Origin of the sequence: Flexivirga alba, assembly GCF_042661025.1 — a bacterium.
GTDB lineage: Bacteria > Actinomycetota > Actinomycetes > Actinomycetales > Dermatophilaceae > Flexivirga > Flexivirga alba.
On record NZ_JBHSWH010000001.1, the window covers coordinates 4,479,929 to 4,502,359 of the forward strand.

A 22,431-nucleotide genomic window follows, 5' to 3' on the forward strand; every position below is an offset into this window, starting at 1 on the left:
GGCTCAGGCCCCGACGAAGTCGCGGACGAGCTCGATCACGCGGTCGACGTCGGCATCGGTCAGGGTCGGAAACATCGGCAGGCTTATCTCTTGTGCCGAGTAGGTCTCCGCTACGGGGAACTGCCCCTGTTTCCAACCGAGTTCGGCGAAGAGCGGCTGGCGGTGCACCGGGAGGTAGTTGACCTGCACCCCGATGCCGTTCGAGCGGAGGTGCTCGAACAGCTCGCGCCGCCGGCCGTCGACGATCCGCAACGGGTAGAGGTGCCACATCGGGTCCGCGCCGTCGCGGGTGGCGGGCAGGCGCAACGAGTCGATTCCGCGCAGGCCCAGGTTGTACCGGTGATGGATCGCCCGGCGCCGTGCCTTGAAGAGTGCCAGCCGGCGCAGCTGGTTTGAGCCGAGCGCCGCAAGCACGTCCGGTAGCCGGTAGTTCAGGCCGAGCGACTGCACCTCGTAATACCACGGACCGTCGGGCTCGGAGCGCAGCTTCGCGGGATCCCGGGCGTAACCGATTCCCTTGAAATCCCTTGCCCTGCTGAGGATTTCGTCGTATGACGAGACGAGTGCCCCGCCTTCGGCGGTCGTGAGGTTCTTGGTCGGGAAGAAGCTGAAGGTCGTGACGTCGGCCAGCGACCCGACCGGTTTGCCGTCGAGTGAGCCGGCGATCGAATGTGCCGCGTCCTCCAGCAGCAGGGCGCCGCCGGAGTGAGCAACCTCGGCCAGACCCGTCGCGTCGATCGGGTGTCCGGCGAAGTCCACCCCTGCCACCACCGCTGTCTGTGGCGTCATGGCGTCCTTCACCGCGACCGGGTCGAGGTTGCCGGTGTCCTCGCACACGTCCGCGAAGACGATCCGAGCCCCTTGCCAGATCGCGGTCGTCGCGGTCGCGAAGAAGGTCAACGGGGTGGTGATCACCTCGTCACCGGTGCCGACACCGAGCCCGGCATACGCCGTGTGCAGCGCAGCGGTGCCCGACGTGACGCTGACGGCCGGGGTCTCGAGACCGGCGATCGCCGCGATGTCCTTCTCGAACGCGTCCACCGCGGGGCCGGTCGTCAGCCAGTCGCCGCGCAGGACGGCGGCGACGGCCTCGATGTCGGACTCGTCGATCGACTGTCGGCCGTACGGAAGCATCGGCCGACGCCTAGCGCGCGACAGGGGTCAAGCCGAGGTGACCGAGCTCGAGCACCCGGGCAATGTCCGCGGCGTCATACCAGAGGTCGTTCTTGTCCGACGAGCAGTGGAACCCCGCGGGCACCGGCTGAGCGCCCTCGATCTTCTGGTAGCCCCAGCTGGCCAACTCGGGCTCGAGCACGAAGTACTTGCCGTCCTGCACGATGACCGCACGGCGGCCCTCCTCGGGACTGATCATCTCCTCGTGCAGCTTCTCGCCGGGGCGCAGCCCGATGTCGTGCATCCGCGCACCGGGAGCGATCGCCTGGGCCAGGTCAGTCACTTTGTGCGAGGCGATGTGAGGCACGACGAGCTCACCGCCCTGCATCATCGCGAAGGTGTCCAGGACCATCTGAACGGCGTCCGGAAGCGTGATCAGGAACCGGGTGCAGCGCATGTCCGTGATGGGCAGCGACTCGCCGGCCTCGTGCAGCGCCCGGAACTTCGGCACGATAGACCCGCGCGAGCCAGTGACATTGCCGTACCGGACGACGGAGAATCGGGTCGGGTATGCCGCCGCGTAGTGGTTGCCGAGGATGAAAAGTTTGTCCGCCGTTAACTTGGTGGACCCATAAAGATTGATCGGACTTGAAGCTTTGTCCGTTGACAGCGCGACGACTTTCTTCACGCCCGCATCGATGGCCGCCTCCACCACATTCTGCGAACCCAGAACATTTGTCTTCACGAACTCGAACGGGTTGTATTCACCTGTGTCGACCTGCTTCAGTGCGGCCGCGTGGACCACGTAGTCGACACCGTGCATCGCCCGCCGCAACCGCGGCAGGTCGCGCACATCGCCGATGAACCAGCGCAGCCGCGGGTCGTCGTTGAACATCTGGCGAACTTCCCACTGCTTCAGTTCGTCGCGCGAGTAGACGATGACACGATGGGGGTTCTGGTCCTCCAGGAGGCGGGTGATGAATGCCTTTCCGAAAGAGCCTGTGCCACCGGTTACCAGGACCGAAGAACCCTGCAAATCCGTCACGTACTAACTCCCAATCAGCGAAATTTCCGACTCGTGCAGCGGGGACGATACCCATCGAAACGGACGTGGCTACCATCATCCCGATGACATTTACGGAAACCTTTCCCCAACGTATTGCTTTCAGGTGTGATGCCAGCCCGTCGATCGGCGTCGGCCACGTCGTGCGGTGTGTTGCCCTCGGCGAGGAGCTACGTGCCCGCGGTTTCGAGGTGGTCCTCTGGGGCAGCGTCGAGGGCATCGGGTGGCTCTCCGAGCTGGTCGACAGCGTCGGGTTCAGCACGCTGCCGGCTGCCGAGGGCGTGACCGAACAGGTACGTACTGCCGCGGAAGCAGGTTTCGGCGGGATAGTCCTCGACGGTTACCACCTCCTCCTCGCTCGGCGTTGCGCTACGTGCTGCCGGGCACGTCGTGCTCGCCCTGGTCGATGGTGATTTCGGCGCCGGCCAGGTCGCCGACCTGTATGTCGACCAGAACCTCGGAGCGCAGCCGCACCAGGGCGGCCCGACCGGTTCGGAGTGCCTCACCGGAGCCGACTACACCCTGCTGCGCGATTCCGTCCGCCTCCATCGTCGCGCGCCCGGGCCGATCAGCTCCTCCGGTGAAATCCGTTCAGTGCTAGCGGTATTCGGCGGGACCGACCCGGCCGGGGTTGCGCCGCTGGTGATCCCGGCGTTGCTCGCCACCGGCGCCGAGCTCGACGTCTCGGTGGTGGCGTCGGACCCCCGCATGACGGATCGGCTCGCCGCGCTGACGTTGTCGTCGCGACAGCGGCTGCGCGTCATACCCCCGCAGCGGGAGTTGACTGCGCTGGCCGCGGCCAACGATCTGACGATCAGTGCGTCCGGCACCACCGTGTGGGAACTCCTCGCGGTCGGGGTGCCGACCGCGGTCGTCTGCGCGGTCGACAACCAACGACTCGGCTACCGCGCGCTGCTGGCGACTGACGTCGCCACCGGGCTCGGGGAATTACCGAATCTGGACACCTCCCACACAACGGCGACGCTCCGAGACCTGATCGAAAACCCCCACCGGGCAACGGAACTGGCGGCTCGCGGGCAGCGGCTCATCGACGGCGAGGGCCGCGGCCGCGTCGCCGACGCATTCGTCAGCCGGCTCGCAGCGCAGCGGCCTGTGCGCTGACCTGGTTCGCGGACTCCGCGCCGAGAACCACATGCGTCACGCCGGGTCGGCGCAGCACGTCCAGTGCCGCGGACTCGTCCGGACACCGTATGGCGACCAGCCTGTCGCTGACGGCGGACAGGGACGAGTCGCGCAGTTCCCAGGGCAACTCCAGGTATCCGACGCTCGGATCACTCAGCGCCTCGGCAAGTTCAGACTCGTCCAACACGCCGCAACCGATCAATCGGACGCGACCCTCCTTCTGATGCCGCAGGAGCGACTCGCGCGACTCGGCGAGGTCCACGGGCGAGTGGGCGACGATGACCTCGACCGCTGAACTGCCCAGTCTGGCAACGGTTTCCCAGACGGTCGCATCCGCACCGTCCGGCAGCCCGGGGTCAGCTCCGCGATGACGCCCACACGCTCGCTCAAGCCGTGCCGGAGCGCCCGGCCGAGGCGGGTCGCGCTCTCCGGATCGGTCACCCGGACGTGGGTGGCCCCGGCCAAGGCAGCCTGCTCCAGGACCTGCGAAGCGGTTGCCGGGTCCATGACGCCGAAGCGGCCGGAGCTGATCCACGGCAGCGGCTCGGCCACCGCCCCGCCGGCGACGACCCAGGCGTCCAGCAGTTCACGCCACGTCGCACTCAGCAGGTCCGGCACGGCGTCCATCGCGCGAACCGCGATGGAGAAATCCAGCAAGGTGTCGACGGTGCACCGCACGCGGCCCGCAGCGCCCTCAGCCGGTGGCACCCACGTGAAGTCGTCGGTATGCCGCCTGATCCACGGCGTCACGTGCTCCCTGTCGTATGCCGTTTGTGCCGACCTGTTCGCCTCCCGCAGCAGTCGCGCGGTGAACACCTCGGCGCCCATGCCGTAGATCGTCTCGGTCGTCACCCGGACGTAGTCCTGGCCGGCGTCACGCATGCGGCGGATGAGCTCCTCGACGTATGTGCCGTCCGGCCCGACGTTGTCGCCGGTCAGCCGGACCACCAGGTCGTCGTCGGCAAGGTCCGCTGTGGCACCGACGAATCGGTCCAAGGTGTTGTGCAGATCGCCGCGAAAGACCGCAATGCCGGCCGCCTCGAGGGCGCCGGCGAGCGCGTCGTCCTCCGGTTCGACGCTGGTCGCGACGACCACGTCCAGACCGGTGTTCGCCGCCCGTTGTGCAGCCAGCACGACCAGCGGCCGGCCGGCGAGGGTAAGCAGCGCCTTGCCCGGCAACCGGGACGACGACAGGCGCGACTGGAGCACAACACGGACTCTCATACGCGGAGGGTAAGGCCCGGACATGACGCGTCTAGGCTCCATCAGGTGAATTCTGATGATCTGCGCGCCGCGCTCCTCGCCGGCGACCTCTCCCGCCCGCGGCTGACCTGGTATGACGACAGCCGTGGCGAACGCATCGATCTGTCGGGCAAAACGCTCGCGAATTGGGTTGCCAAGGCAGCGAATTGGCTCGAATCCGAGATGGGGCTCGCGCCGGGCGAGACGGTGCGGCTGGACATGCCGGCCGATCACTGGCGCACGATCTACTGGTCGCTCGCAGCCTGGACCCGCGGGCTGACCGTCACCGCGGACACCGACGCGGACGCGTGCGTGAGTATGACGCCCGACACCGCCGCCGACCTGCTCGAATCCGCGGCCGCCCTGGCAGCCAGCCCGCTGCAGGCCATGGCGGACACGATGCCGGCGCCGGTGGGTTCCGTGCCATGCGACGGACCGACCCTCGACGACGTCGCGGCCGGCAGCCGAGTGTTCGTGAGCAACACCGACATGGACGCAGTGCCGGCATTGGCAGCCGCACTGATCGGCCGCGGTTGTTCAGTGCTGGTCGTGCGAGGCGGGGACGAGCATGCCCGCTCCGCACGGAGCGCGTCGGAGCGTGTCGACGTCGTCTTGTAATGTCCGTCACATGGACAAAGTGGTCTCTTCGGCGGCAACGGCCGTGGCCGACATACCATCCGGGGCATCTCTTGCCGTGGGCGGTTTCGGCCTGTGTGGCATTCCCAGCGTGCTGATCCAAGCGCTCCATCAGACGTCTGCGACGAACTTGGAGGTCATCTCCAACAACTGTGGCGTCGACGACTGGGGGCTCGGAATCCTGCTGCGTGACAAGCGGATCCGGCGGATCATCGCGTCATACGTCGGCGAGAACAAGGAGTTCGCGCGGCAGTACCTCGAGGGCGAACTCGAGGTCGAACTCACCCCACAGGGCACGCTGGCGGAGAAACTGCGCGCCGGCGGCGCCGGGATCGCGGCGTTCTACACCGCGACCGGAGTAGGCACCCAGATCGCCGAGGGCGGTATGCCGTGGCGGTATGCCGAGGACGGCTCGGTGGCGCTGGCCTCCCCCACCAAGGAGACCCGCGACTTCGACTTCGGTGGCACGACCAAGCCCTACGTGCTGGAGGAAGCAATCGTCGCCGATTACGGCCTGGTGCGTGCGGCAAAGGGCGACCGGCACGGCAACCTCGTCTTCAACCAGAGCGCCCGCAACTTCAACCCGCTGTGTGCGATGTCCGCCAAGGTCACCATCGCCGAGGTGGAGGAGCTGGTCGATCCCGGCGAGATCAACCCCGACGACGTTCACCTGCCCGGCATCTATGTGCACCGCGTCGTGCAACTGACCCCGGAGCAGGCGACCGACAAGCGCATCGAGAAGACCACCACGAAAGGCGGCAACTGATGGCGCTGTCCCGCAATGACATGGCGGCCCGTGCGGCCCAGGAGTTGTCCGACGGCGACTACGTCAACCTCGGCATCGGCCTGCCCACCCTGGTGCCCAACTACGTGCCCGACGACGTCGAGCTGGTGCTGCAGTCCGAGAACGGCCTGCTCGGCGTCGGCGCCTACCCCGACGCGGACAAGGTCGACGCCGACCTGATCAACGCCGGCAAGGAGACCGTCACCCTGCGCAGGGGTGCCTCCATCTTCGACTCGGCCACCAGCTTCGGGATGATCCGCGGCGGCAAGATCGACGCCGCCATCCTCGGTGCCATGCAGGTGTCGGTCGCCGGCGACATCGCGAACTGGACGATCCCGGGCAAGATGATCAAGGGCATGGGTGGCGCGATGGACCTGGTCCACGGCGCCCGCAAGGTCATCGTGCTGATGGAGCACGTCGCGAAGGACGGCTCACCGAAGATCGTGCCGGAGTGCACCCTGCCGCTGACCGGCCAAAAGGTCGTCCAGCGCATCATCACCGACCTCGCCGTCATCGACATCACGCCGGACGGGCTCAAGCTCGTCGAGACAGCGCCGGGCGTCACCGAGGACGAAGTGCGTGAGGCGACGGGTGCGCCACTGGCCTGAGGCTCAGTCGTCGGAGAGCCGGATGCGGCTGGTCAGGAAGCCGTAGCCCCACGCCAGGTGCATCGTGGCGAGCACCGGCGGCACCAGCCGCCGGACCGCCTGCGGAGAGCCGGCCGAGATCGCAACGCCGCCAACGGTCACCGCCCCGACATACCCTGCGGGGATCAGCCAGAGCGGACGCCAGCAGAAACCACCGACGGCTCCGACCGCGATCGCTGCGAGTGCTGCGGGCGGCGCGAGGTAGCGGGCGTTGATCGAGCCCTTGTGTTGCTTGGCGACGACGCGGCGCCACTGGCCGTACTGCTTGTACTGCCGCGCCAGGGCGCGGAACGACCCACGCGGCCGGTAGGTCACCTTCAGCTCCGGGGTGAACCACACGATGCCGCCGGCAGCGCGCAGCCGGAAATTCATCTCCCAGTCCTGGGCGCGGGTGAACCGTGCGTCATACCCGCCAATGCGCTGCAACCAGGAGCGCCGGAAGACGCCGAGATAGACGGTCGCGGCCGGGCCGGGCTTACCACCGAGCTTGAACTTCACCCCGCCGACGCCGAGTTTCGACTTCATCGCCACCGCGACGGCTCGCTCGAATTCCGTGGTGCCCTCGGCGTCCATGATCCCGCCGACGTTGGCCGCGCCGGTCTCCTCCAGCACACGCACCGCGGTGGCGAGGTAGCCGTCGGACAAGATTCCGTGGCCGTCCACCCGCGCGATGACATCGTATGACGCCACAGCGATGGCGGCATTCAGCGCATCTGGCGTGCGGCCGGTGGGATTCGTGACAAGTTTCACACGATCGTCAGTGGCGTGCAGACCGCTCGCAACCGCGTCCGTGCCGTCCGTGGAGGGGCCGAGCGCGAGGATCACCTCGACCGGTGCAGCCAGCTCCTGCCGCAGTATGGCGGTCACGGACTCGGCCAGGTGCCGCTCCTCGTTGAGGATCGGCATGATCACCGAAACGCCGTCGGTCACTTGCGATTCGGGTGTTGGCACGCGTCGCAGATTACACGGCACACCCATGTCATCGCGTTACCCTCGTGCGGTGCCAGACGACGAAGATCCGATCACCATCGACACCCGCAAGGGCGCCGGTGCTCCTCGTGGCTCGGGTCGCCGACCCGCGCAGGAGCCCCAGGAGATCCCGGTCCGCCCGGACCGTGGGCGCCCCGCGCAGCAGCCCGGCGGCCGCAGCACCGCGCCTCGCAGTGCTCCGGCTTCCGCACCATCCGGCGGCGACTCGACTCGGATGATGCCGGCCGGGCCGCGCAACCATCCCCAGGACCACGGCGGCGCACCGCAAGATCCGAGTGGTCCGCGACAGTCCGGTCCCGGTGGCCCCGGTGGCCCCCGACGACCGGGAGGGCCGCGCCCGGCATACCCCGCTGCGGCGCCGCAGCGCCGTAAGCGCAAGTGGCCGCGCGTGCTGCTTGTCGTCGTGGTGATCTTCGCCCTCTGGGTCGGGCTGCTCGTGTGGGCCGGCCTGTCGGCGTGGGGCAAGGTCACCAAGGTCGACGCGTTCCCCAGCGGCAACCGCCCGGCGGGCGGCAAGGGCACCAACGTTCTGCTGGTCGGGTCCGACTCTCGCGCCGGCCTGACGAGCGCGCAAGGGCGCGCGCTCGGCACGGGAGGCAGCAGCGTCGGCGGTGGCACCGCGCGCACCGACTCGATCATGGTGTTGCACATGCCCGACAGCGGGAAGCCGACCTTGGTCAGCTTCCAGCGCGACTCGTGGGTGAGCATCCCCGGGCACGGGCAGGGAAAGATCAACTCGGCGTTCACCATCGGCGGACCGAAGCTGATGATCCAGACGATCGAGCAGGCATCCGGTCTGCGCATCGACAGGTACATGGAGATCGGCTTCGGCGGATTCGCCGGTGTCGTCGACTCGGTCGGCGGCGTCCGGATGTGCCTCAAGCAGAACGTCGATGACAAGGATGCTCACATCAACCTCAAGAAGGGCTGCCAGACGCTCAACGGCAAGAACGCCCTGGGCTATGTACGATCCCGGCACGCTTTCGCCACCGGTGACCTGGCGCGAGCGGAGCACCAACGCGAGTTCCTTGCCGCGCTGATGAAGAAGATCGCCAGCCCCACCAACCTGCTGTTGCCGTGGAAGCTCAAGAGCGTCGGTTCGGCCGGCGCCAAGGGCGTCGCCGTCAACAAGGGCATGTCGCCGATCCAGGCGCTGAAGATCATGTGGACGCTCAAGGGCGTCAGCAACGGCGGTATCTCTGTCCAGGTCCCGGTCGCCAACCCCAACTACTTCGTTGCCGGGCAGTCGACGGTGCTGTGGGACAAGGCGCGGGCGATCAAGCTCTTCAACGATCTCAACAACGACCGGGCGGTCACCGCGCCCGCGACCGGGTCCTGACCTCGGCCCGAGATCAGGGTCGGGATCAGCGCCAAGTCTCGACCTGCGCGTGGTGCGCTGCTGGCGCGCCCGCGAACTTTCGGTCGGCGGTGAGCAGGTTCATGTCCAGCGCCTCGGCGAGACCGACGTAGAACGCGTCATACGCGGTGAAGTTGTGTCGCAACGCCAGGGCCCTGGGCTGAATGGGCAACATCGGGTGACGTACGACGGGCAGGTCGGCGAAGTCCAACACCATCTCCGCGGCGCGTTGTGGAGTGATCGAGGTGCCGGGTTTCGACGACAGGACGAGGCCGCGAATCGCCGAGGTCACCTCGGCGTCGATCAGTGCGGGAGCATGCAACAGGCGCTCGCGCCCAATACGTTCGCGCAGCGAAGCGTCCTCGGGCAGGGCCAGCAGCAAGCGCACCACTATCGACGCGTCGACGACGGTCACTGGCGACCTTCGGTGATGAACGACCGAATGTCGTCCACACTCGCCTCGACCGGCTGCCGGGACGCGATGCGCTCCAGCACGTCGGTCATCGCCGGTCGTGATGTCTCGTCGTGAATGAGCTCGCGAAGGTACTGCGACAACGAGACACCGCGAGCCGCAGAGCGCGCACGCAACTCTTGGACATCCTCGGTCGGAACGTCTCTCACCTGGATCACTTCACCGGCCATGGTCATCATCATATCTTGGTTCATGCAGTCTGCATGAACCATGCATCACCAGGTGCCCCGCCGTATCCGCTGCCACGTCGCACACGGACGAATACTGCCGCGACGCACGTGGCGGCAATCCGGCGGATCTGCCGGCGCATCCCACTCGCCATCGGGTCCGCGCACCATCAGCTCGTCGATCACCGTGTAGCCGTTGAGAAAGAGCTCGCAGTCGCAGAACGCACCAACCCTGCCGAGCCGGTCGAGCAACGCCGTGGCGCGTGGTGCACGTCGATCGCGAAAGCGCACTCCCCGGCAGTATCGCCAGCAGGGCATCAGCCCGACCGCGCACGAAGACCTCGGCCTCGTCGATCACTTCCTCCGCAGTCATCGTCGACCGCCCCCTCATCCGTGGTGATGGGAAGAGCATCGCGCTGAGCACCGACAAGCCCGTCCGACTGCCTCGGCCGCTCGAAACGGGCGGCGGTCATCACCGGATCGAGCGGCATACGAACGCATTGAGCGGCGTAAGAAGACTGTCCGTTTCCGTACGCCGCTCGATGCAGAAGTGTGCCGGTCGGTCAATCAGGAAACGACGAGTGGCCGCCCGCTCTACTTCTTGAGCAGCTGGCGCGCGGCAACCATCCGCTGGATCTGGTTGGTGCCTTCGTAGATCTGGGTGATCTTGGCGTCGCGCATCATCCGCTCCACGGGGTGGTCGACCACGTAGCCGGCACCGCCGAGCAGTTGCACGGCGTCGGTGGTGACCTCCATGGCGACGTCGGAGGCGAAGCACTTGGCAGCGGCGCCGAAGAACGGCAGGTCGGCGTCGCCGCGCTCGGACTTGGCGGCCGCGACGTAAACCATCTGGCGCGCGGCCTCGAGCTTGATCGCCATGTCGGCGATCATGAACTGCAGGCCCTGGAACTCCGCGATCGCCTTGCCGAACTGCTTGCGCTCCTTGACGTAACCCAGGGCGTAGTCCAGTGCACCCTGCGCGATGCCGACGGCCTGCGCGCCGATCGTGACGCGGGTGTGGTCGAGCGTGCGCAACGCGATCTTCAGGCCCTCGCCCGGGTCGCCGATCATCCGGTCGCCCGGGATGCGGCAGTTGTCGAAGTGCAGCTCACGGGTCGGCGAGCCCTTGATGCCGAGCTTGCGCTCCTTCTCGCCGAAGCCGAAGCCCTCGTCGGACTTCTCGACCACGAATGCGCTGATGTTGCGGCCGCGTTCGCCGTCGGGGTCGGTGACCGCGAGGACGGTGTAGAACTCCGACTCACCGGCGTTGGTGATCCAGGACTTCTGCCCGTTGAGCACGTAGTCGTCGCCGTCTGCGGTCGCTTTGCACCGCATCGACGCGGTGTCCGAACCCGCCTCGCGCTCGGACAGGCCGTAGGAGAACATCGCCTCGCCGCGTGCCACCGGCGGCAGGTACTTCTGCTTGATCTCGTCGTTCGCGGCGAGGATCACCGGCATCGAGCCGAGCTTGTTCACGGCCGGGATCAGCGACGAGGACGCGCACACCCGGGCGACCTCTTCGATCACGATGCAGGTCGCGAGCGCGTCCGCGCCGACACCGTCATACTGCTCGGCGATGTGCGGCGCGTGGAAGTCCGATGCGACCAGCGCTTCCAGTGCGGCGCGCGGGAACTCGCTCTTCTCGTCCACCTCTGCGGCGTGCGGGGCGATCTTGTCCTCGGCCACGGCGCGCACGGCTTCGCGCAGCGCTTCGTGGTCCTCGGAGACGCTAAAGAGCGGGTAGATGTCGTCCTTCAAATTGCTCACGATTGCAGATCCTAGTCATCAGTTTGGCTGGCTCACCGGTCGATCTCGGGCATGATCTCACGCTCGAAACGCTCGATCGTCGTGCGGTCGTATGCCGCGTCCGGGAAGTACGCGATCGCATAACCGAGCCCGGCGTCACGCATCGCGCGCAGGGCCTCCACGACCTGTTCGGCCGTCCCGACAGTCGGCTGGTCACGTAGGGACCGCTCGACATGCGCGGTAGCGCGGTCCGGCGACATACCGCCCTGAATCATGCGCGCCGACACGGCGCCCAGCTTCTCGTCGAGCTCGGCGGCGTTGTCGGCGATGATGACGTTGGTGTTGCCGGTCAGCGTGATCTCGTCGAAGTCGCGACCGATGTCGCGGCAATGTCCGCGCAGGATCTCGGTCTTGGCGGCGAACTCCTCGGGGTCGCCGAAGTAGTTGGTGTAGTCGGCATACTGCGCGGCGATCTTGAGGGTGACCTTCGGTCCGCCGCCGGCCACCCAGATCGGGATGCGGTTGGCGGCACTCGTGGTCTGCAGCGGTTGCGGGAAACACAGCGCCCCGTCGGCCTGGTAGTACTTCCCGTCCAGCGTCGCCGAGCCGGTCGACCACATCTGCTGGAAGATCTCGACACCTTCGCGCAGCCGGCCCAATCGCTCACCGGCAGAAGGGAATCCGTAACCATAGGCACGCCACTCGTGCTCGTACCAGCCACCGCCGATGCCCATCTCGATCCGGCCACCGCTGATGTGGTCGATGGTCGCGGCGACCTTGGCCAGGTAGGTGGGCTCGCGGTAGCTCATGCAAGTGCACATCTGGCCGAGTCGCACCCGCGAGGTGATCCCGGCGAATCCGGCCATCAGCGACCAGGCCTCGTGCGTCGCCTCGTGCGACGGCTCCGGTGTCGTGTGGAAGTGGTCGTAGACCCAGACCGACTCCCACGAGGGTGTCTGGTCGGCATACCGGACGAGATCACTCATGACCTGCCAGTGCTTCGCCGGCTCGATGCCGACCAGGTCGTAGCGCCAGCCCTGTGGGATGAACAGTCCGAACTTCATGCGGTAGCAACCTCTCAGCAGCGGTCAGTTCCAGTCAGCCGGTAGCGTATGCCGCATGTCGCATCGCACCAAGGTCGCCGTGGTCGGGACCGGTTATGTCGGGCTGTCCATGGCCGTTCTCTTCGGATCCGTCGCAGACGTCGTCGCCTTCGACATCGACGCAGACCGGATCGCTCTGCTGCAGCAGGGTCGCAGCCCGATCACCGACGCCGAGATCGAGGGCCACCTCGCAACGGCGGACCTGTCGCTGCGCTTCACCCTCGACAAGCGCGAGGCGTATGACGAGGCAGATTTCGTCGTCATCGCCACGCCGACGAACTACGACCCGGAGACCAACTACTTCGACACCTCCACGGTCGAAGGGGTGATCTCGGACGTCGCGGCGCTCAACCCGGCGGCGACGATGATTGTGAAGTCGACCGTCCCGGTCGGCTTCACTGCCGACGTCCGCAAACGCCTGGGCACCGAAAACGTCGTGTTCTCACCGGAATTCCTGCGTGAGGGCATGGCGCTCCTCGACAACCTGCACCCCTCGCGCATCGTCGTCGGCGAGGTGAGCGACCGTGCGCAGCGGTTTGCCGACCTGCTCGTCGCGGCGGCGGAGGACACCGACATACCGGTATTGCTGACCGAGTCGACCGAGGCCGAGGCGATCAAGCTCTTCGCCAACACCTACCTCGCGATGCGGGTGGCCTACTTCAACGAGTTGGACACCTTCGCCTCCCGCCACGGGCTCAACACCAAGCAGATCATCGAGGGCGTCAGCCTCGACCCGCGGATCGGAAAGCATTACAACAACCCCTCATTCGGGTATGGCGGCTACTGCCTACCCAAGGACACCAAGCAGCTGCTGGCCAACTACGAGGAAGTGCCGCAGACCCTGATCAGCGCGATCGTGTCGGCCAACACGACGCGCAAGGATTTCGTCGCAGCCGACATCCTGGCGCACCAGCCCAAGGTGGTGGGCATCCACCGGCTGATCATGAAGTCCGGCTCCGACAACTTCCGGGCCAGCAGCGTGCAGGGCATCATGAAGCGCATCAAGGCCAAAGGTGTCGAGGTGCTGGTCTACGAACCCGAACTCGACGCCGAGGAGTTCTTCGGCTCCCGCGTCACCCACGACCTCAACGAGCTCAAGCGCGACGCCGACCTGATCGTCGCCAACCGCCGCACCGAAGACCTGGCTGACGTCGCCGAAAAGGTATACACCCGAGACCTTTTCGGCTCTGACAGTTAGTCCCCGGCCACCTCGGCGCGCAGCGCTGCACCCTTGGCGTGCGCCTGATCGCGCAGCTCGACCTGGAAGTCGGCCATCGCCGCGCGCAACCGTTCTCCCTCAGCGTCGGGCGCCGAAGCCAGGATGCGTGCAGCCAGCAGGCCGGCGTTGCGGGCGCCGCCGATCGAGACCGTTGCGACCGGGACACCGGCCGGCATCTGGACGATCGACATCAGTGAGTCCATGCCGTCCAGGTACTTCAGCGGCACCGGCACCCCGATGACCGGCAGCGTGGTGACCGACGCGAGCATGCCCGGCAGGTGGGCCGCTCCCCCGGCACCGGCAATGATCACCCGTATGCCGCGGGCCGCGGCTTGCTCGCCATACGCGATCATCTCGGTGGGCATCCGGTGCGCGGAGACGACGTCGGCCTCGTAGGTGATGCCGAACTCGTCGAGCGCCTCGGCGGCCGCGCGCATCACCGGCCAGTCGGAGTTGCTGCCCATCACGATGCCGACCGTTGCGGCAGAAGAGGATTCACTCATTCGGTGACCGTTCCTTCGAAGTAGTCGGCGGCGTGCCTCGCGCGCTCGCGCAGCGCGTCGAGGTCGTCGCCATACACATTGACGTGGCCGATCTTGCGGCCGGGACGCACGCCCTTGCCGTAGAGGTGCACCTTCAGGCCAGGGTCACGAGCGAGCAGGTGTTTGTAGGTCGGGTAGAGCTCGTCGTAGTCGCCGCCGAGCACGTTGCCCATCACCGTCCACGGCGCACGCGGCGTGACAGCCCCGAGCGGCAGGTCGAGCACCGCGCGCAGATGCTGCTCGAACTGCGAGGTCACCGAGCCGTCCATGGTCCAGTGACCGCTGTTGTGCGGGCGCATCGCCAGCTCGTTGACAACGTATGACGGGGAGCCCCCACCCTCACCGGGGATCTCGAAGATCTCCACCGCGAACACCCCGGTGATGTCCAACGCTCCTGCGAGCTGCAGCGCGGCCTGCGAAGCGGCAGCTGCCAGGGATGGATCAAGCTCTGGTGCGGGCGCCAACACCTCGGTACAGATGCCGTTTGTCTGCACGGTCTGCACGATCGGCCACACCGCTGCCTGACTCGAGGGACTGCGCGCCACCAGGACCGCCAGCTCGCGACTGAACGGCACCCGCTCCTCGGCGAGCAGAGCGTCCCCGTGGGCGAACCAATCGGCGGCCTCCGACGCCGCACCGATCACGCGCACGCCCTTGCCGTCATACCCACCACGTGGTGTCTTGAGGATGACCGGCCAGCCGTGCAAGTCGCCGAACGCGGCCAGCTCCCCCTCGTCCTGGACCCTCGCCCAGGCCGGGCAGGGAACGCCCAACGCGGTCAGCCGCCCCCGCATCGCGAGCTTGTCCTGGGCGAACAGCAACGCCTCCGGCTTGGGGTGCACCGGGATGCCAGCGTCGACCAGAGCCTGCAGCACCTCGTCCGGGACGTGCTCGTGGTCGAAGGTGACGACGTCGCAGTCGCGGGCGAACGCGAGCACCTCCTCGACGTCCAGATGCGACCCGACCGGCGCAGACGGCACGACCAGGGCAGCGGCGGCGTCGGGCGCCTCGGACAGGACACTGAGGGTGAGCGAGAGGTTGATCGCCGGCGGCTGGCACATCCGGGCGAGCTGACCGCCGCCGATGATGCCGACCACCGGGAAGCCACCCGGAGCACGCTGAGGGGAAGTCACCTCCACACCCTAGCGAGGCCTCTCAGCCGCCATTCAGCACGCGACCCGTAGGCTGAAAAGCGTGATCGGGGACAGAATTGTCGACTTCGTGCGTTCGCTGTGGCGTGAGCTCGCCAAGTTCGGGGTGATCGGTGTCGTCAACATCATCATTGACCTCGGGCTCTACAACGTGCTGATCGACGGCCCGATGCCCACGAAGGTCACCGCCGCCAAGATCGTCAGCGGCAGTGTCGCCACCCTCTTCGCCTGGGTCGGCAACCGGTACTGGACCTTCCGGCACCGCCGCAATCGCCCGGTGCACCACGAAGTGGTGCTCTTCTTCGTCGTCAACGGCATCGCCCTGGCCGTATCGGTCCTCTGGGTCGCGTTCGCCCACTACACACTGGGCCTGCACGGCAAGTTCTGGCTGAACTTCAACGCGATGTTCGGCATCGGCCTGGGCACCATCATCCGTTTCTGGGCCTACAAGCAGCTGGTCTTCCGCAACGAACCGATCGCCGAGGAGCCCGTCGGTCAGGCGCTGGCCGAGCCGCTGCAGCGCGAGGACACGCGCCAGAGCGACACCCGGGCCTGACCTGTGGGCATCAGTCGTGGTGCCGTCGCAGGGCGGACGGCGCGGCCTCGCCCTCTGACAAGAACAACGCGAACACCGCCGGCTGCGCGCTGCGCAACTCCAGCCGCCCGCCGTTGGCCCCGGCCAAGTCACGCGCCAGCGCCAACCCCAGCCCGGTGCCGCCGGTGGTCACTCGACGCTTGAAGATGTGCGGCGCGATCGCCGGGTCGACTCCGGCCCCCTGATCACTGACCTCGACAACGACCGAGGGGCCGTTGCGCCGGGCCATCACCTCCACGGTGCCGGTGCCGTGCTGCAGGGTGTTCTCCAGGAGGGTGGCCAGGATCTGGGAGAGGCCACTGCGGCTCGCGACGACCTGCAGCCCGCGTTCCCCGCTGACCTTGACGCTGCGCCGGGCATCGGCAAAAGCCGGCTGCCATTCGCGCTGCAGTTCGGCAATCACCGAGTCCAGCGAGATCGTCGGCAACGGACCGGACGGCGTCTCCCGGGCTCGCTGCAACAGCTTGTCGACCACGGTGGTGAGGCGCTCGACCTGAGCGATGCCAACGGTCGCTTCCTCGTGGATCTGCTCGATATCGTCACTGATCGAGATCTCGTCCAGGCGCATCAGCAGCGCGGTCAGCGGCGTGCGCAGCTGATGGCTGGCATCCGACGCGAACTCTCGCTCGGCGGCCAGCGTCGCCGTCAGCTCGGCCGCGCGGCCTTCGAAAACCTGTGAGATGCGGTCGATCTCGTCAATGCCACTGCGCAGCGGCTCGAAGATCACCGGGCCGTCCTCGGCACGCTCGGCGCGCCGAGTCAACTCCTCGACCGGGCCGGCGGTCTCCTCGGCTTCGCGGGTCGTCAACCACCACGACCACCCCGCACCGAGCGCGGCCGCCACCAACAGGACGGCGCGCTCCCACCAGGCGGACACCAGCACCAGCGCCGGAATCAGGACCAAGAAGACAGCGGGCGCGGCGATCCGCGGACCGGCCCGCAGGAGTCTGGCGCGCAAGGTCGGTCAGTTTCCGCCGGCGGGCTCGAAGCGGAAACCCACGCCCCGCACCGTGGTGATGAATCGTGGCCGGGTGGCGTCGTCGCCGAGCTTGCGACGCAGCACCGATACATGCATGTCGAGGGTCTTGGTCGAGCCGAGCCAGGCGGTCTCCCAGATCTCGTGCATCAGCTGCTCGCGGGAGACGACCTTGCCCTGCTCACGCACCAGGACTCGCAGGAGCTCGAATTCCTTTGCGGTGAGCTGCAACTCGTTGTCGCCGACGAACGCGCGACGGGCCTCGGCATCCAGTCGCACCAGCGGTGCGGCCTCGGCTTCGTCCGGCGGTGTACGGCGCAAAAGCGCCCGGGCTCGCGCCAGCAGCTCGGCCAACCGGAAGGGTTTGGTGACGTAGTCGTCGGCGCCGGCGTCGAGGCCGACGACGGTGTCGACCTCGTCGGCGCGTGCGGTCAGGATGAGCACCGGCACCGAGCTGCCCGAATTGCGCAGCCGACGGCATACTTCGAGGCCGTCGATGGAGGGTAGCCCCAGGTCGAGGATGACCAGGTCGGGGCCGCTCTGGGCGCCATCCAGCGCAGCCAAGCCGTCTTCCCGGACGTCGACGGTGTAGCCCTCCCGCCGCAGCGCACGAGCGAGCGGTTCGGAAATCGCGGGATCGTCCTCGGCCAATAAGACACGGGTCATGGTGGCGATAGTAGTTCTCCATGACGCCTGGATAGGACCCACGAGGTGATTTGTCCGATTCCGGGCAAGTGAATCGCCTCCCTGGCGACCGCCCGCACGTCCGCATGCCCCGCGAGAGCGGCGGCCACGTCGGAATCGGCGAGCACCGTGCCTGGCTCGGCCGCACCGGACAACCGGCTCGCGCGGTTGACGGTGTTGCCGTAGACGTCCCCCAGCCGCGCCAGCACCCGACCCGTCGCGATGCCCACCCGCATCCGCGGAATCAGGTCATCGGCGGCGGCCTGGTCGATGAGGTCGAAGGCGATTGCGACCGCACCCTCGACGGTCGTGTGCGAGAAGAGGATCTCGTCACCGACCGTCTTGACGACCGCACCACCGTGCAGAGCGACAACGTCGGACGCCAAGGATTCGAAACGTTGCACCAGCGCTGCGAGCTCGCGCTCCCCCAGTTGCCGGGTCAGCTGGGTGAAGTTGACCAGATCGGCGAAGCCGATGGTCCGGCGCACGCCGATGTGCGACTCCGGCTCGGAGTCGGCGATCATCCGAGAGATCGCGACGGCGAGATTTCGCCGCCATACATAGGTGATCAGCGGGGTGAGTTCGTCACAGACCTCGACGGCGCGCTCCGCGGCGAGCCGCGCGACCCGGCTGTCTACTCCGATGCCGTCGTCGCCGGTGACCATGTCGGTGATGACCTGCAGTGACCACATCGCCAGCCGGTCGGTCGAGCGACCGACAGCGCGGGCCAGACCGAGCACCGTGGCCTCGTCCAACTCCCCGTCGCGCACGGTCCGCGCGACCGCACGCACAGCCTCCAGGTCGGTCTCGGTGAAGACCATGTCCTCGTCGCGCGCGCTGGCGAAGCCGAGCGCTCGCCACAGCCGGCCGGTCTCTTCCCCAGTCATGCCGGCTCGCCGCGCGATGTCCACGCGCCGCATCGAACGCGGCGCGCCGAGTAGTCGCTCCTCGAGTGCGTCGACGAACGCGGCGCGGTCGTGCGGGTCGGGTTCGGGCGGCAGGCGGCGCTCCCCGGTCGGATGTGTATGACGTCACCCACCGCATGTGGCACCGGGCCCTCCGGCGTGTCGATCACCAACCGGCCCATTTCGTCGATGTCCAGGGCGGCACCGGTGACGGACTCGTCGCCGGACAGTTCGACGCGCACCTGCTGGCCGACGGTGACGCAGGCCGCCCGGTAGGCGTCGTCCTCCGTGATGCCGTCCCATTCCTGTTGGATCTGCGCGAGCGCGCGCAGCACGGCCACGATCAAGTCCTCGCAGCGGACGTCATACCCGGCCAGGTGCAGGGAGGTCGCCGTGTCGACCGGCAGGTCCTCGGTGTTCTGATGCACGTTGATGCCGATGCCGACGACCACGCTCGGGTCGGCGCCGCCGCTGGCCTGACACAGGATGCCGGCGAGTTTGGCCCACGGCGCGCGCGCGTCGGCGCGGACGAGCACGTCGTTGGGCCACTTGAGGCCGACCGACGCACCGGTGAGGTCGCGGACCGCCCGGCGCACCGCGAGGCCGACGAGCAGCGGCACCCAGCCCCACCGGGTTGCGTCCCGCGGCAGCGGCATGGTGGCCGACAGGGCGATCGAGGTCCCGGCGGGCGCTTCCCAGGAACGGTCGAGGCGTCCGCGCCCGGCGACCTGGTTGTCAGTGACCAGGGCACGCCACGGCTGCGGGTCGCGCATCAGCTCGTCGTTGGTGGACGCCACCTGGGGGCTCACGTCGACGTCGTGCCAGGGACTGTCACGGAGCCGATCGTTGATCTCGGACCGATCCAGGAAGTGGCTCACGTCACCAAGGTTAGTCGCCGCCGTTCGCGCGCTGTGTCGGCACGCACCTGCATCCGGCTCGCTCGATTGTGCATTGCCGCGAAATCGTCGTTACCCTTATCGGCGAACGGGAGTAGTCCCTCGACCGGATGTCGACATACTGGCGGTTCGCCGCCCGGTGTTCGGGGTCGCCGCACAGGTGACTGGACGAGACGTTCGAACCATGACAGCAACCCGCTGCCGGTTCGACGTGCTCGTCCTTTTGTTTGCCTGGCACGGCGTTCCGGCCCGAAGCCAAGGACCTTCGTGCTCGACCTCGGAATCATCGTCACCGTCTTCGCGCTCGCCTTCGTGGCCGAGCTCCCGGACAAGAGCGCCGTCGCGGCGCTCGTGCTCGGCACCCGTTTCCCGTGGCCGTGGGTGTTCAGTGGCATCGCTGCCGCGTTCCTCACCCACGTGGTGATCGCGGTCAGCGCGGGTCAGCTGCTCCACCTGCTGCCCGGACGTCTGCTGGAGGCGCTGATCGCGGCACTCTTCCTGCTCGGCGCGTGGCTCATCTGGCGGGAGGGTGCGCACCAGGACGACGTCGAGGCCGAAGGTCAGGCCGAGGTCGCCGGCAAAGGGGCCGACGGCGCCGGCTTCTTCAAGGTCGCGTCGCTCGGGTATGGCGTGATCTTCGTCGCTGAGTGGGGCGACCTGACGCAAATCCTCACGGCGAATCTTGCTGCGAAATATCACGATCCGCTGTCGGTCGGCGTCGGAGTCACGCTCGGCCTGTGGACCGTCGCGCTGCTCGCCATACTCGGGGGAAAGACGCTGCTACGGGTGCTGCCGATCACTTGGATCACCCGTGTGGCGGCCGTCGTGATGGTGGTGCTCGGTGTCCTGAGCGCGATCTCGGCCGTCCGCGGCTGAGCGGCGGCGTCCTAGGACTGGCTGAGCGCCGCGTCGATCGCGCGGATCTGGCCGAGGTAGCGACGGTTCACCTTCATCGTCTCGCCGCCGACCGTGATGTCGCAGAACAGCCCGGTCGGCTCACCCAGGACCTGCTGGCGCGGTGGCTCCTCGATCAACCGCTTGATCGAGGTCTGCGTGAAGGACCCCGACTGAAAGACCAAGAACCGCTGGTCTGTTGCGACGACGACCCGGTAGGCACCTTCGCCGAGCCTGTTGCGAATCGTCTGCTGGCCGGCAAAGGCACCGTGCACCACTTCACCCGCCGCCAGGTGCGGCTGCGCTTTCTTGATGATCGTGTCGGCCATCGCCATGGTTGTCCCCTTCGAAGTGTGCGTCCTGTGATGCCACTCTGCCAGTTGCGCGGGTCAGCGAAGGAGTTCGTCGATCCAGAGGTCGAGTCGGTGACGCAACACGCCCGCGGTGATGTCGCTCCTGCCGATGCCGCGATAGTTCACATCCCACGACTCCACGTGTGGGTCGGCGTGCTCGGCGGCCAGGATGTCCCACGCATGTATGTCGGGGACGGCTTGCCCGGCGCGTTCCTCGTAGCTCTGCCGGAAGACATCGGCCGCATCCACCGACCCGAGGAGCACCAGGTCCTGGCGGCACCAGGCAACATCGACGCCGCGCGGTGCCGATCGGGCGCCGTTCCAGTCGACCACGCCGACCAGCCGGTCGTCCTTCCAGAGGGCGTTGCCGCACCAGAAGTCGAAGTGCGTGAGGACTCGCGTGCTCAGATCGAGGCGTCCCCATTCCTCGTGCGCGCGAGCCGACAAGCCGCCCGGACGCCACGGTGGCTCCTGTGGTTCTGTGCGGAGGCCGGATCCGTCGAGACGGTGGATCGCCGCCAGGGCGATTGCCATCTCTTCGGCGATCGTGTGCGGTGAGAGTCCGGGGCCCGGATGGTCGCCGTCGAGCGCCGTGGTCACGATGACGGGGTGGCCGGACTCCTCGCCGTCTGCGACGAGGCGGGGAGCCATCGCACCGAAGGGTCCGAGACGGTCCAGGACGTCGATCTCCTGTGCCACCGCCGGCGACTCACGCGGAAACGCCCGCACGACAAACGATTCCGCGCCATCGGTTGTCAGCAGGGTGATCGCGTGCTGGCCGCCCGTCAGTTCACGCACCAGGTGCAGCGGTCGTCCCAGGACCCGTGCGCCGGCTGCGACGACCGCTGCCCGATCCAACGCGTTCACCCGGCGAGCATGTCACGGTGAATGGTCGATGATGTGCTGGTACCTTTCGAGAGAGAACGAACCGACCAGTCCCTCCGCGATCTGGTGACTGGCCTCGGCGAGGTGTTCGCAGTGTTCGACTCACGAACGCAGGACTCCGGTCACATCTCGTACGGCGTCCGCGACCTCTCCGGGCGGCGTTGGTTCGTCAAGACTCCCGGAGCTGAAGCGCCCAGTGCCGGCGGCACGACACGTGAGGAACGCTCGCGGGCACTCGAGCTCGCTGCCGAAGTGTCCTCGGCCGTCGAACATCCAGCGCTCATCCCGCTGGATCGCATCATCGAGACCGAGGAGGGCGTAGTCACGGTGTCCGCGTGGTTCGACGGCGAGCTGGTGCGCGCGCCCGCCGAGCTGCGCGACGACCCCGAGCACGCGTTCAGCCGGTTCAAGTCGCTGCCGACCAACGAGATCGTGGCGGCACTCGACGCCATCATCGAGCTACACGTCCGACTCGGCGAGGAAGGCTGGATCGCCGGCGATCTGTATGACGGTTGTCTCATGTACGACTTCGCAACGCGGGCGATCAAGGTGATGGATTTCGAGTGCTACCACCGCGGCTCGTATGTGAACCATGTTGGCCGACTACCCGGTTCCACTCGTTTCATGGCGCCCGAAGAGTCGACCAAGGGTGCCGTGATCGACTGCCGCACAACGGTTTTCAACCTTGGCCGGATGATCGAAATCCTGCTGCTCGAGCGCAACCCGGATCATCCGTCGCGCGACGTCGTGCGTGCGGCGACGAGTGAGGATCCGTCGAAGCGGCCGGCGTCGTTGGCTGATTTTCACCGCGCCTGGCGAGCCGCTAGCGGACTGATCCTGTAGCGCTCGCGCCCCGCGCACACCACGA

The 22,431-nt window shown here is 67.4% G+C and carries 28 protein-coding genes; 10 read left to right on the forward strand and 18 right to left on the reverse strand.

Going from position 1 to position 22,431, the window contains the following annotated elements:
- Positions 1–3: 3 nt before the first annotated feature.
- Both ACFQDH_RS22360 and pseB read right to left on the reverse strand, forming a co-directional pair.
- Positions 4–1,134: a DegT/DnrJ/EryC1/StrS family aminotransferase gene (locus ACFQDH_RS22360; protein WP_382404562.1), complete on the reverse strand. Its 1,131-nt coding sequence runs from the start codon at positions 1,132–1,134 to the stop codon at positions 4–6.
- Between the two features lie 10 nt (positions 1,135–1,144).
- Positions 1,145–2,158: a UDP-N-acetylglucosamine 4,6-dehydratase (inverting) gene (gene pseB / locus ACFQDH_RS22365; protein ID WP_382404563.1), complete on the reverse strand. Its 1,014-nt coding sequence runs from the start codon at positions 2,156–2,158 to the stop codon at positions 1,145–1,147.
- 83 nt (positions 2,159–2,241) lie between these two features.
- Between pseB and ACFQDH_RS22370 the strand changes: the two genes are divergently transcribed.
- On the forward strand, positions 2,242–2,589 hold the full coding sequence (locus ACFQDH_RS22370; protein ID WP_382404564.1) for a hypothetical protein: 348 nt from the start codon (positions 2,242–2,244) through the stop codon (positions 2,587–2,589).
- On the forward strand, positions 2,567–3,298 hold the full coding sequence (locus tag ACFQDH_RS22375) for a hypothetical protein (RefSeq protein ID WP_382404565.1): 732 nt from the start codon (positions 2,567–2,569) through the stop codon (positions 3,296–3,298). Before ACFQDH_RS22370 ends, ACFQDH_RS22375 begins: the two co-directional genes overlap by 23 nt.
- On the opposite strand, the gene ACFQDH_RS22380 is transcribed toward ACFQDH_RS22375, so the two are convergent.
- Both ACFQDH_RS22380 and ACFQDH_RS22385 read right to left on the reverse strand, forming a co-directional pair.
- Complete coding sequence (locus ACFQDH_RS22380; RefSeq protein WP_382404566.1) at positions 3,264–3,506, reverse strand: hypothetical protein; 243 nt, start codon at positions 3,504–3,506, stop codon at positions 3,264–3,266. The two genes, ACFQDH_RS22375 and ACFQDH_RS22380, sit on opposite strands and share 35 nt — an antisense overlap.
- 11 nt (positions 3,507–3,517) lie before the next feature.
- Positions 3,518–4,543 carry a cytidylyltransferase domain-containing protein gene (locus ACFQDH_RS22385; RefSeq protein WP_382404567.1) on the reverse strand — a complete coding sequence of 342 codons (1,026 nt, stop codon included), beginning with the start codon at positions 4,541–4,543 and terminating at the stop codon, positions 3,518–3,520.
- 45 nt (positions 4,544–4,588) lie between these two features.
- Here ACFQDH_RS22385 and ACFQDH_RS22390 point away from each other — a divergent pair, with 45 nt between their 5' ends.
- Genes ACFQDH_RS22390 through ACFQDH_RS22400 form a run of 3 tightly spaced genes read left to right on the forward strand, consistent with a single transcriptional unit; the run spans position 4,589 to position 6,589 of the window.
- On the forward strand, positions 4,589–5,179 hold the full coding sequence (locus ACFQDH_RS22390) for a TIGR03089 family protein (RefSeq protein ID WP_382404568.1): 591 nt from the start codon (positions 4,589–4,591) through the stop codon (positions 5,177–5,179).
- Positions 5,180–5,189: 10 nt separating this feature from the next.
- The gene (locus ACFQDH_RS22395) at positions 5,190–5,963 is read left to right on the forward strand and encodes a CoA transferase subunit A (protein WP_382404569.1); all 774 of its coding nucleotides are present in this window, start codon (positions 5,190–5,192) and stop codon (positions 5,961–5,963) included.
- Positions 5,963–6,589, forward strand: a complete 627-nt coding sequence (locus tag ACFQDH_RS22400) for a CoA transferase subunit B (RefSeq protein WP_382404570.1) — start codon at positions 5,963–5,965, stop codon at positions 6,587–6,589. The genes ACFQDH_RS22395 and ACFQDH_RS22400 overlap by 1 nt, the downstream gene beginning before the upstream one ends.
- A 3-nt stretch (positions 6,590–6,592) precedes the next feature.
- Here ACFQDH_RS22400 and ACFQDH_RS22405 read toward each other — a convergent pair whose 3' ends face one another.
- The gene (locus ACFQDH_RS22405) at positions 6,593–7,579 is read right to left on the reverse strand and encodes a glycosyltransferase family 2 protein (protein WP_382404571.1); all 987 of its coding nucleotides are present in this window, start codon (positions 7,577–7,579) and stop codon (positions 6,593–6,595) included.
- Between the two features lie 49 nt (positions 7,580–7,628).
- On the opposite strand from ACFQDH_RS22405, the gene ACFQDH_RS22410 reads away from it, so the two are divergent.
- The gene (locus ACFQDH_RS22410; protein WP_382404572.1) at positions 7,629–8,957 is read left to right on the forward strand and encodes an LCP family protein; all 1,329 of its coding nucleotides are present in this window, start codon (positions 7,629–7,631) and stop codon (positions 8,955–8,957) included.
- Positions 8,958–8,982: 25 nt separating this feature from the next.
- Here the strand turns inward: ACFQDH_RS22410 and ACFQDH_RS22415 are convergent, their stop codons facing one another.
- From ACFQDH_RS22415 to ACFQDH_RS22435, 5 genes are all read right to left on the reverse strand, one after another.
- Complete coding sequence (locus ACFQDH_RS22415; protein WP_382404573.1) at positions 8,983–9,390, reverse strand: type II toxin-antitoxin system VapC family toxin; 408 nt, start codon at positions 9,388–9,390, stop codon at positions 8,983–8,985.
- Positions 9,387–9,617, reverse strand: a complete 231-nt coding sequence (locus ACFQDH_RS22420) for a hypothetical protein (RefSeq protein WP_382404574.1) — start codon at positions 9,615–9,617, stop codon at positions 9,387–9,389. The genes ACFQDH_RS22415 and ACFQDH_RS22420 overlap by 4 nt, the downstream gene beginning before the upstream one ends.
- Positions 9,618–9,662: 45 nt before the next feature.
- Positions 9,663–9,905 (reverse strand): DUF2695 domain-containing protein, encoded by a 243-nt coding sequence (locus ACFQDH_RS22425; RefSeq protein ID WP_382404575.1) that lies wholly within the window; start codon positions 9,903–9,905, stop codon positions 9,663–9,665.
- Between the two features lie 303 nt (positions 9,906–10,208).
- Positions 10,209–11,372 (reverse strand): acyl-CoA dehydrogenase family protein, encoded by a 1,164-nt coding sequence (locus ACFQDH_RS22430; protein WP_465253899.1) that lies wholly within the window; start codon positions 11,370–11,372, stop codon positions 10,209–10,211.
- Between the two features lie 41 nt (positions 11,373–11,413).
- Positions 11,414–12,424 (reverse strand): TIGR03560 family F420-dependent LLM class oxidoreductase, encoded by a 1,011-nt coding sequence (locus ACFQDH_RS22435; protein WP_382404577.1) that lies wholly within the window; start codon positions 12,422–12,424, stop codon positions 11,414–11,416.
- A 55-nt stretch (positions 12,425–12,479) separates the two neighbouring features.
- Here ACFQDH_RS22435 and ACFQDH_RS22440 point away from each other — a divergent pair, with 55 nt between their 5' ends.
- On the forward strand, positions 12,480–13,661 hold the full coding sequence (locus ACFQDH_RS22440; protein ID WP_382404578.1) for a nucleotide sugar dehydrogenase: 1,182 nt from the start codon (positions 12,480–12,482) through the stop codon (positions 13,659–13,661).
- Here ACFQDH_RS22440 and purE read toward each other — a convergent pair.
- Both purE and ACFQDH_RS22450 read right to left on the reverse strand, forming a co-directional pair.
- On the reverse strand, positions 13,658–14,185 hold the full coding sequence (purE, locus tag ACFQDH_RS22445; RefSeq protein WP_382404579.1) for a 5-(carboxyamino)imidazole ribonucleotide mutase: 528 nt from the start codon (positions 14,183–14,185) through the stop codon (positions 13,658–13,660). The genes ACFQDH_RS22440 and purE overlap by 4 nt on opposite strands.
- Positions 14,182–15,357: a 5-(carboxyamino)imidazole ribonucleotide synthase gene (locus tag ACFQDH_RS22450; protein ID WP_382404580.1), complete on the reverse strand. Its 1,176-nt coding sequence runs from the start codon at positions 15,355–15,357 to the stop codon at positions 14,182–14,184. Before ACFQDH_RS22450 ends, purE begins: the two co-directional genes overlap by 4 nt.
- Positions 15,358–15,418: 61 nt before the next feature.
- Here ACFQDH_RS22450 and ACFQDH_RS22455 point away from each other — a divergent pair, with 61 nt between their 5' ends.
- The gene (locus ACFQDH_RS22455) at positions 15,419–15,931 is read left to right on the forward strand and encodes a GtrA family protein (protein WP_382404581.1); all 513 of its coding nucleotides are present in this window, start codon (positions 15,419–15,421) and stop codon (positions 15,929–15,931) included.
- A gap of 10 nt (positions 15,932–15,941) precedes the next feature.
- Here the strand turns inward: ACFQDH_RS22455 and ACFQDH_RS22460 are convergent, their stop codons facing one another.
- Genes ACFQDH_RS22460 through ACFQDH_RS22475 form a run of 4 tightly spaced genes read right to left on the reverse strand, consistent with a single transcriptional unit; the run spans position 15,942 to position 19,413 of the window.
- Positions 15,942–16,928 carry a sensor histidine kinase gene (locus ACFQDH_RS22460; RefSeq protein ID WP_382404582.1) on the reverse strand — a complete coding sequence of 329 codons (987 nt, stop codon included), beginning with the start codon at positions 16,926–16,928 and terminating at the stop codon, positions 15,942–15,944.
- A 6-nt stretch (positions 16,929–16,934) separates the two neighbouring features.
- The gene (locus ACFQDH_RS22465) at positions 16,935–17,612 is read right to left on the reverse strand and encodes a response regulator transcription factor (protein ID WP_382404583.1); all 678 of its coding nucleotides are present in this window, start codon (positions 17,610–17,612) and stop codon (positions 16,935–16,937) included.
- Positions 17,609–18,517, reverse strand: coding sequence for an adenylate/guanylate cyclase domain-containing protein (locus tag ACFQDH_RS22470; RefSeq protein ID WP_382404584.1), 909 nt, complete (start codon positions 18,515–18,517; stop codon positions 17,609–17,611). Before ACFQDH_RS22470 ends, ACFQDH_RS22465 begins: the two co-directional genes overlap by 4 nt.
- A complete protein-coding gene (locus ACFQDH_RS22475) occupies positions 18,514–19,413 on the reverse strand; it encodes a biotin--[acetyl-CoA-carboxylase] ligase (RefSeq protein ID WP_382404585.1) in 900 nt (299 codons plus the stop codon). Before ACFQDH_RS22475 ends, ACFQDH_RS22470 begins: the two co-directional genes overlap by 4 nt.
- Positions 19,414–19,698: 285 nt before the next feature.
- On the opposite strand from ACFQDH_RS22475, the gene ACFQDH_RS22480 reads away from it, so the two are divergent.
- The gene (locus tag ACFQDH_RS22480; protein ID WP_382404586.1) at positions 19,699–20,307 is read left to right on the forward strand and encodes a TMEM165/GDT1 family protein; all 609 of its coding nucleotides are present in this window, start codon (positions 19,699–19,701) and stop codon (positions 20,305–20,307) included.
- A gap of 11 nt (positions 20,308–20,318) precedes the next feature.
- Here the strand turns inward: ACFQDH_RS22480 and ACFQDH_RS22485 are convergent, their stop codons facing one another.
- Positions 20,319–20,660, reverse strand: coding sequence for a hypothetical protein (locus tag ACFQDH_RS22485; protein WP_382404587.1), 342 nt, complete (start codon positions 20,658–20,660; stop codon positions 20,319–20,321).
- 54 nt (positions 20,661–20,714) lie between these two features.
- Positions 20,715–21,545 (reverse strand): phosphotransferase family protein, encoded by an 831-nt coding sequence (locus ACFQDH_RS22490; RefSeq protein WP_382404588.1) that lies wholly within the window; start codon positions 21,543–21,545, stop codon positions 20,715–20,717.
- Between the two features lie 111 nt (positions 21,546–21,656).
- On the opposite strand from ACFQDH_RS22490, the gene ACFQDH_RS22495 reads away from it, so the two are divergent.
- Positions 21,657–22,406 carry a serine/threonine-protein kinase gene (locus ACFQDH_RS22495; RefSeq protein ID WP_382404589.1) on the forward strand — a complete coding sequence of 250 codons (750 nt, stop codon included), beginning with the start codon at positions 21,657–21,659 and terminating at the stop codon, positions 22,404–22,406.
- The last annotated feature ends 25 nt before the right edge of the window (positions 22,407–22,431 follow it).

What these genes read in the sequence shown, in the direction of transcription:
- ACFQDH_RS22470 (WP_382404584.1), bottom strand. Translation starts at nt 18,517, where the DNA reads ATGACTGGGGAAGAGACCGGCCGGCTGTGGCGAGCGCTCGGCTTCGCC.
- ACFQDH_RS22440 (WP_382404578.1), top strand. Translation starts at nt 12,480, where the DNA reads ATGTCGCATCGCACCAAGGTCGCCGTGGTCGGGACCGGTTATGTCGGG.
- ACFQDH_RS22400 (WP_382404570.1), top strand. Translation starts at nt 5,963, where the DNA reads ATGGCGCTGTCCCGCAATGACATGGCGGCCCGTGCGGCCCAGGAGTTG.
- ACFQDH_RS22360 (WP_382404562.1), bottom strand. Translation starts at nt 1,134, where the DNA reads ATGCTTCCGTACGGCCGACAGTCGATCGACGAGTCCGACATCGAGGCC.
- ACFQDH_RS22385 (WP_382404567.1), bottom strand. Translation starts at nt 4,543, where the DNA reads ATGAGAGTCCGTGTTGTGCTCCAGTCGCGCCTGTCGTCGTCCCGGTTG.
- ACFQDH_RS22465 (WP_382404583.1), bottom strand. Translation starts at nt 17,612, where the DNA reads ATGACCCGTGTCTTATTGGCCGAGGACGATCCCGCGATTTCCGAACCG.
- ACFQDH_RS22485 (WP_382404587.1), bottom strand. Translation starts at nt 20,660, where the DNA reads ATGGCGATGGCCGACACGATCATCAAGAAAGCGCAGCCGCACCTGGCG.
- purE (WP_382404579.1), bottom strand. Translation starts at nt 14,185, where the DNA reads ATGAGTGAATCCTCTTCTGCCGCAACGGTCGGCATCGTGATGGGCAGC.
- ACFQDH_RS22370 (WP_382404564.1), top strand. Translation starts at nt 2,242, where the DNA reads ATGACATTTACGGAAACCTTTCCCCAACGTATTGCTTTCAGGTGTGAT.
- ACFQDH_RS22435 (WP_382404577.1), bottom strand. Translation starts at nt 12,424, where the DNA reads ATGAAGTTCGGACTGTTCATCCCACAGGGCTGGCGCTACGACCTGGTC.
- ACFQDH_RS22420 (WP_382404574.1), bottom strand. Translation starts at nt 9,617, where the DNA reads ATGGCCGGTGAAGTGATCCAGGTGAGAGACGTTCCGACCGAGGATGTC.
- ACFQDH_RS22395 (WP_382404569.1), top strand. Translation starts at nt 5,190, where the DNA reads ATGGACAAAGTGGTCTCTTCGGCGGCAACGGCCGTGGCCGACATACCA.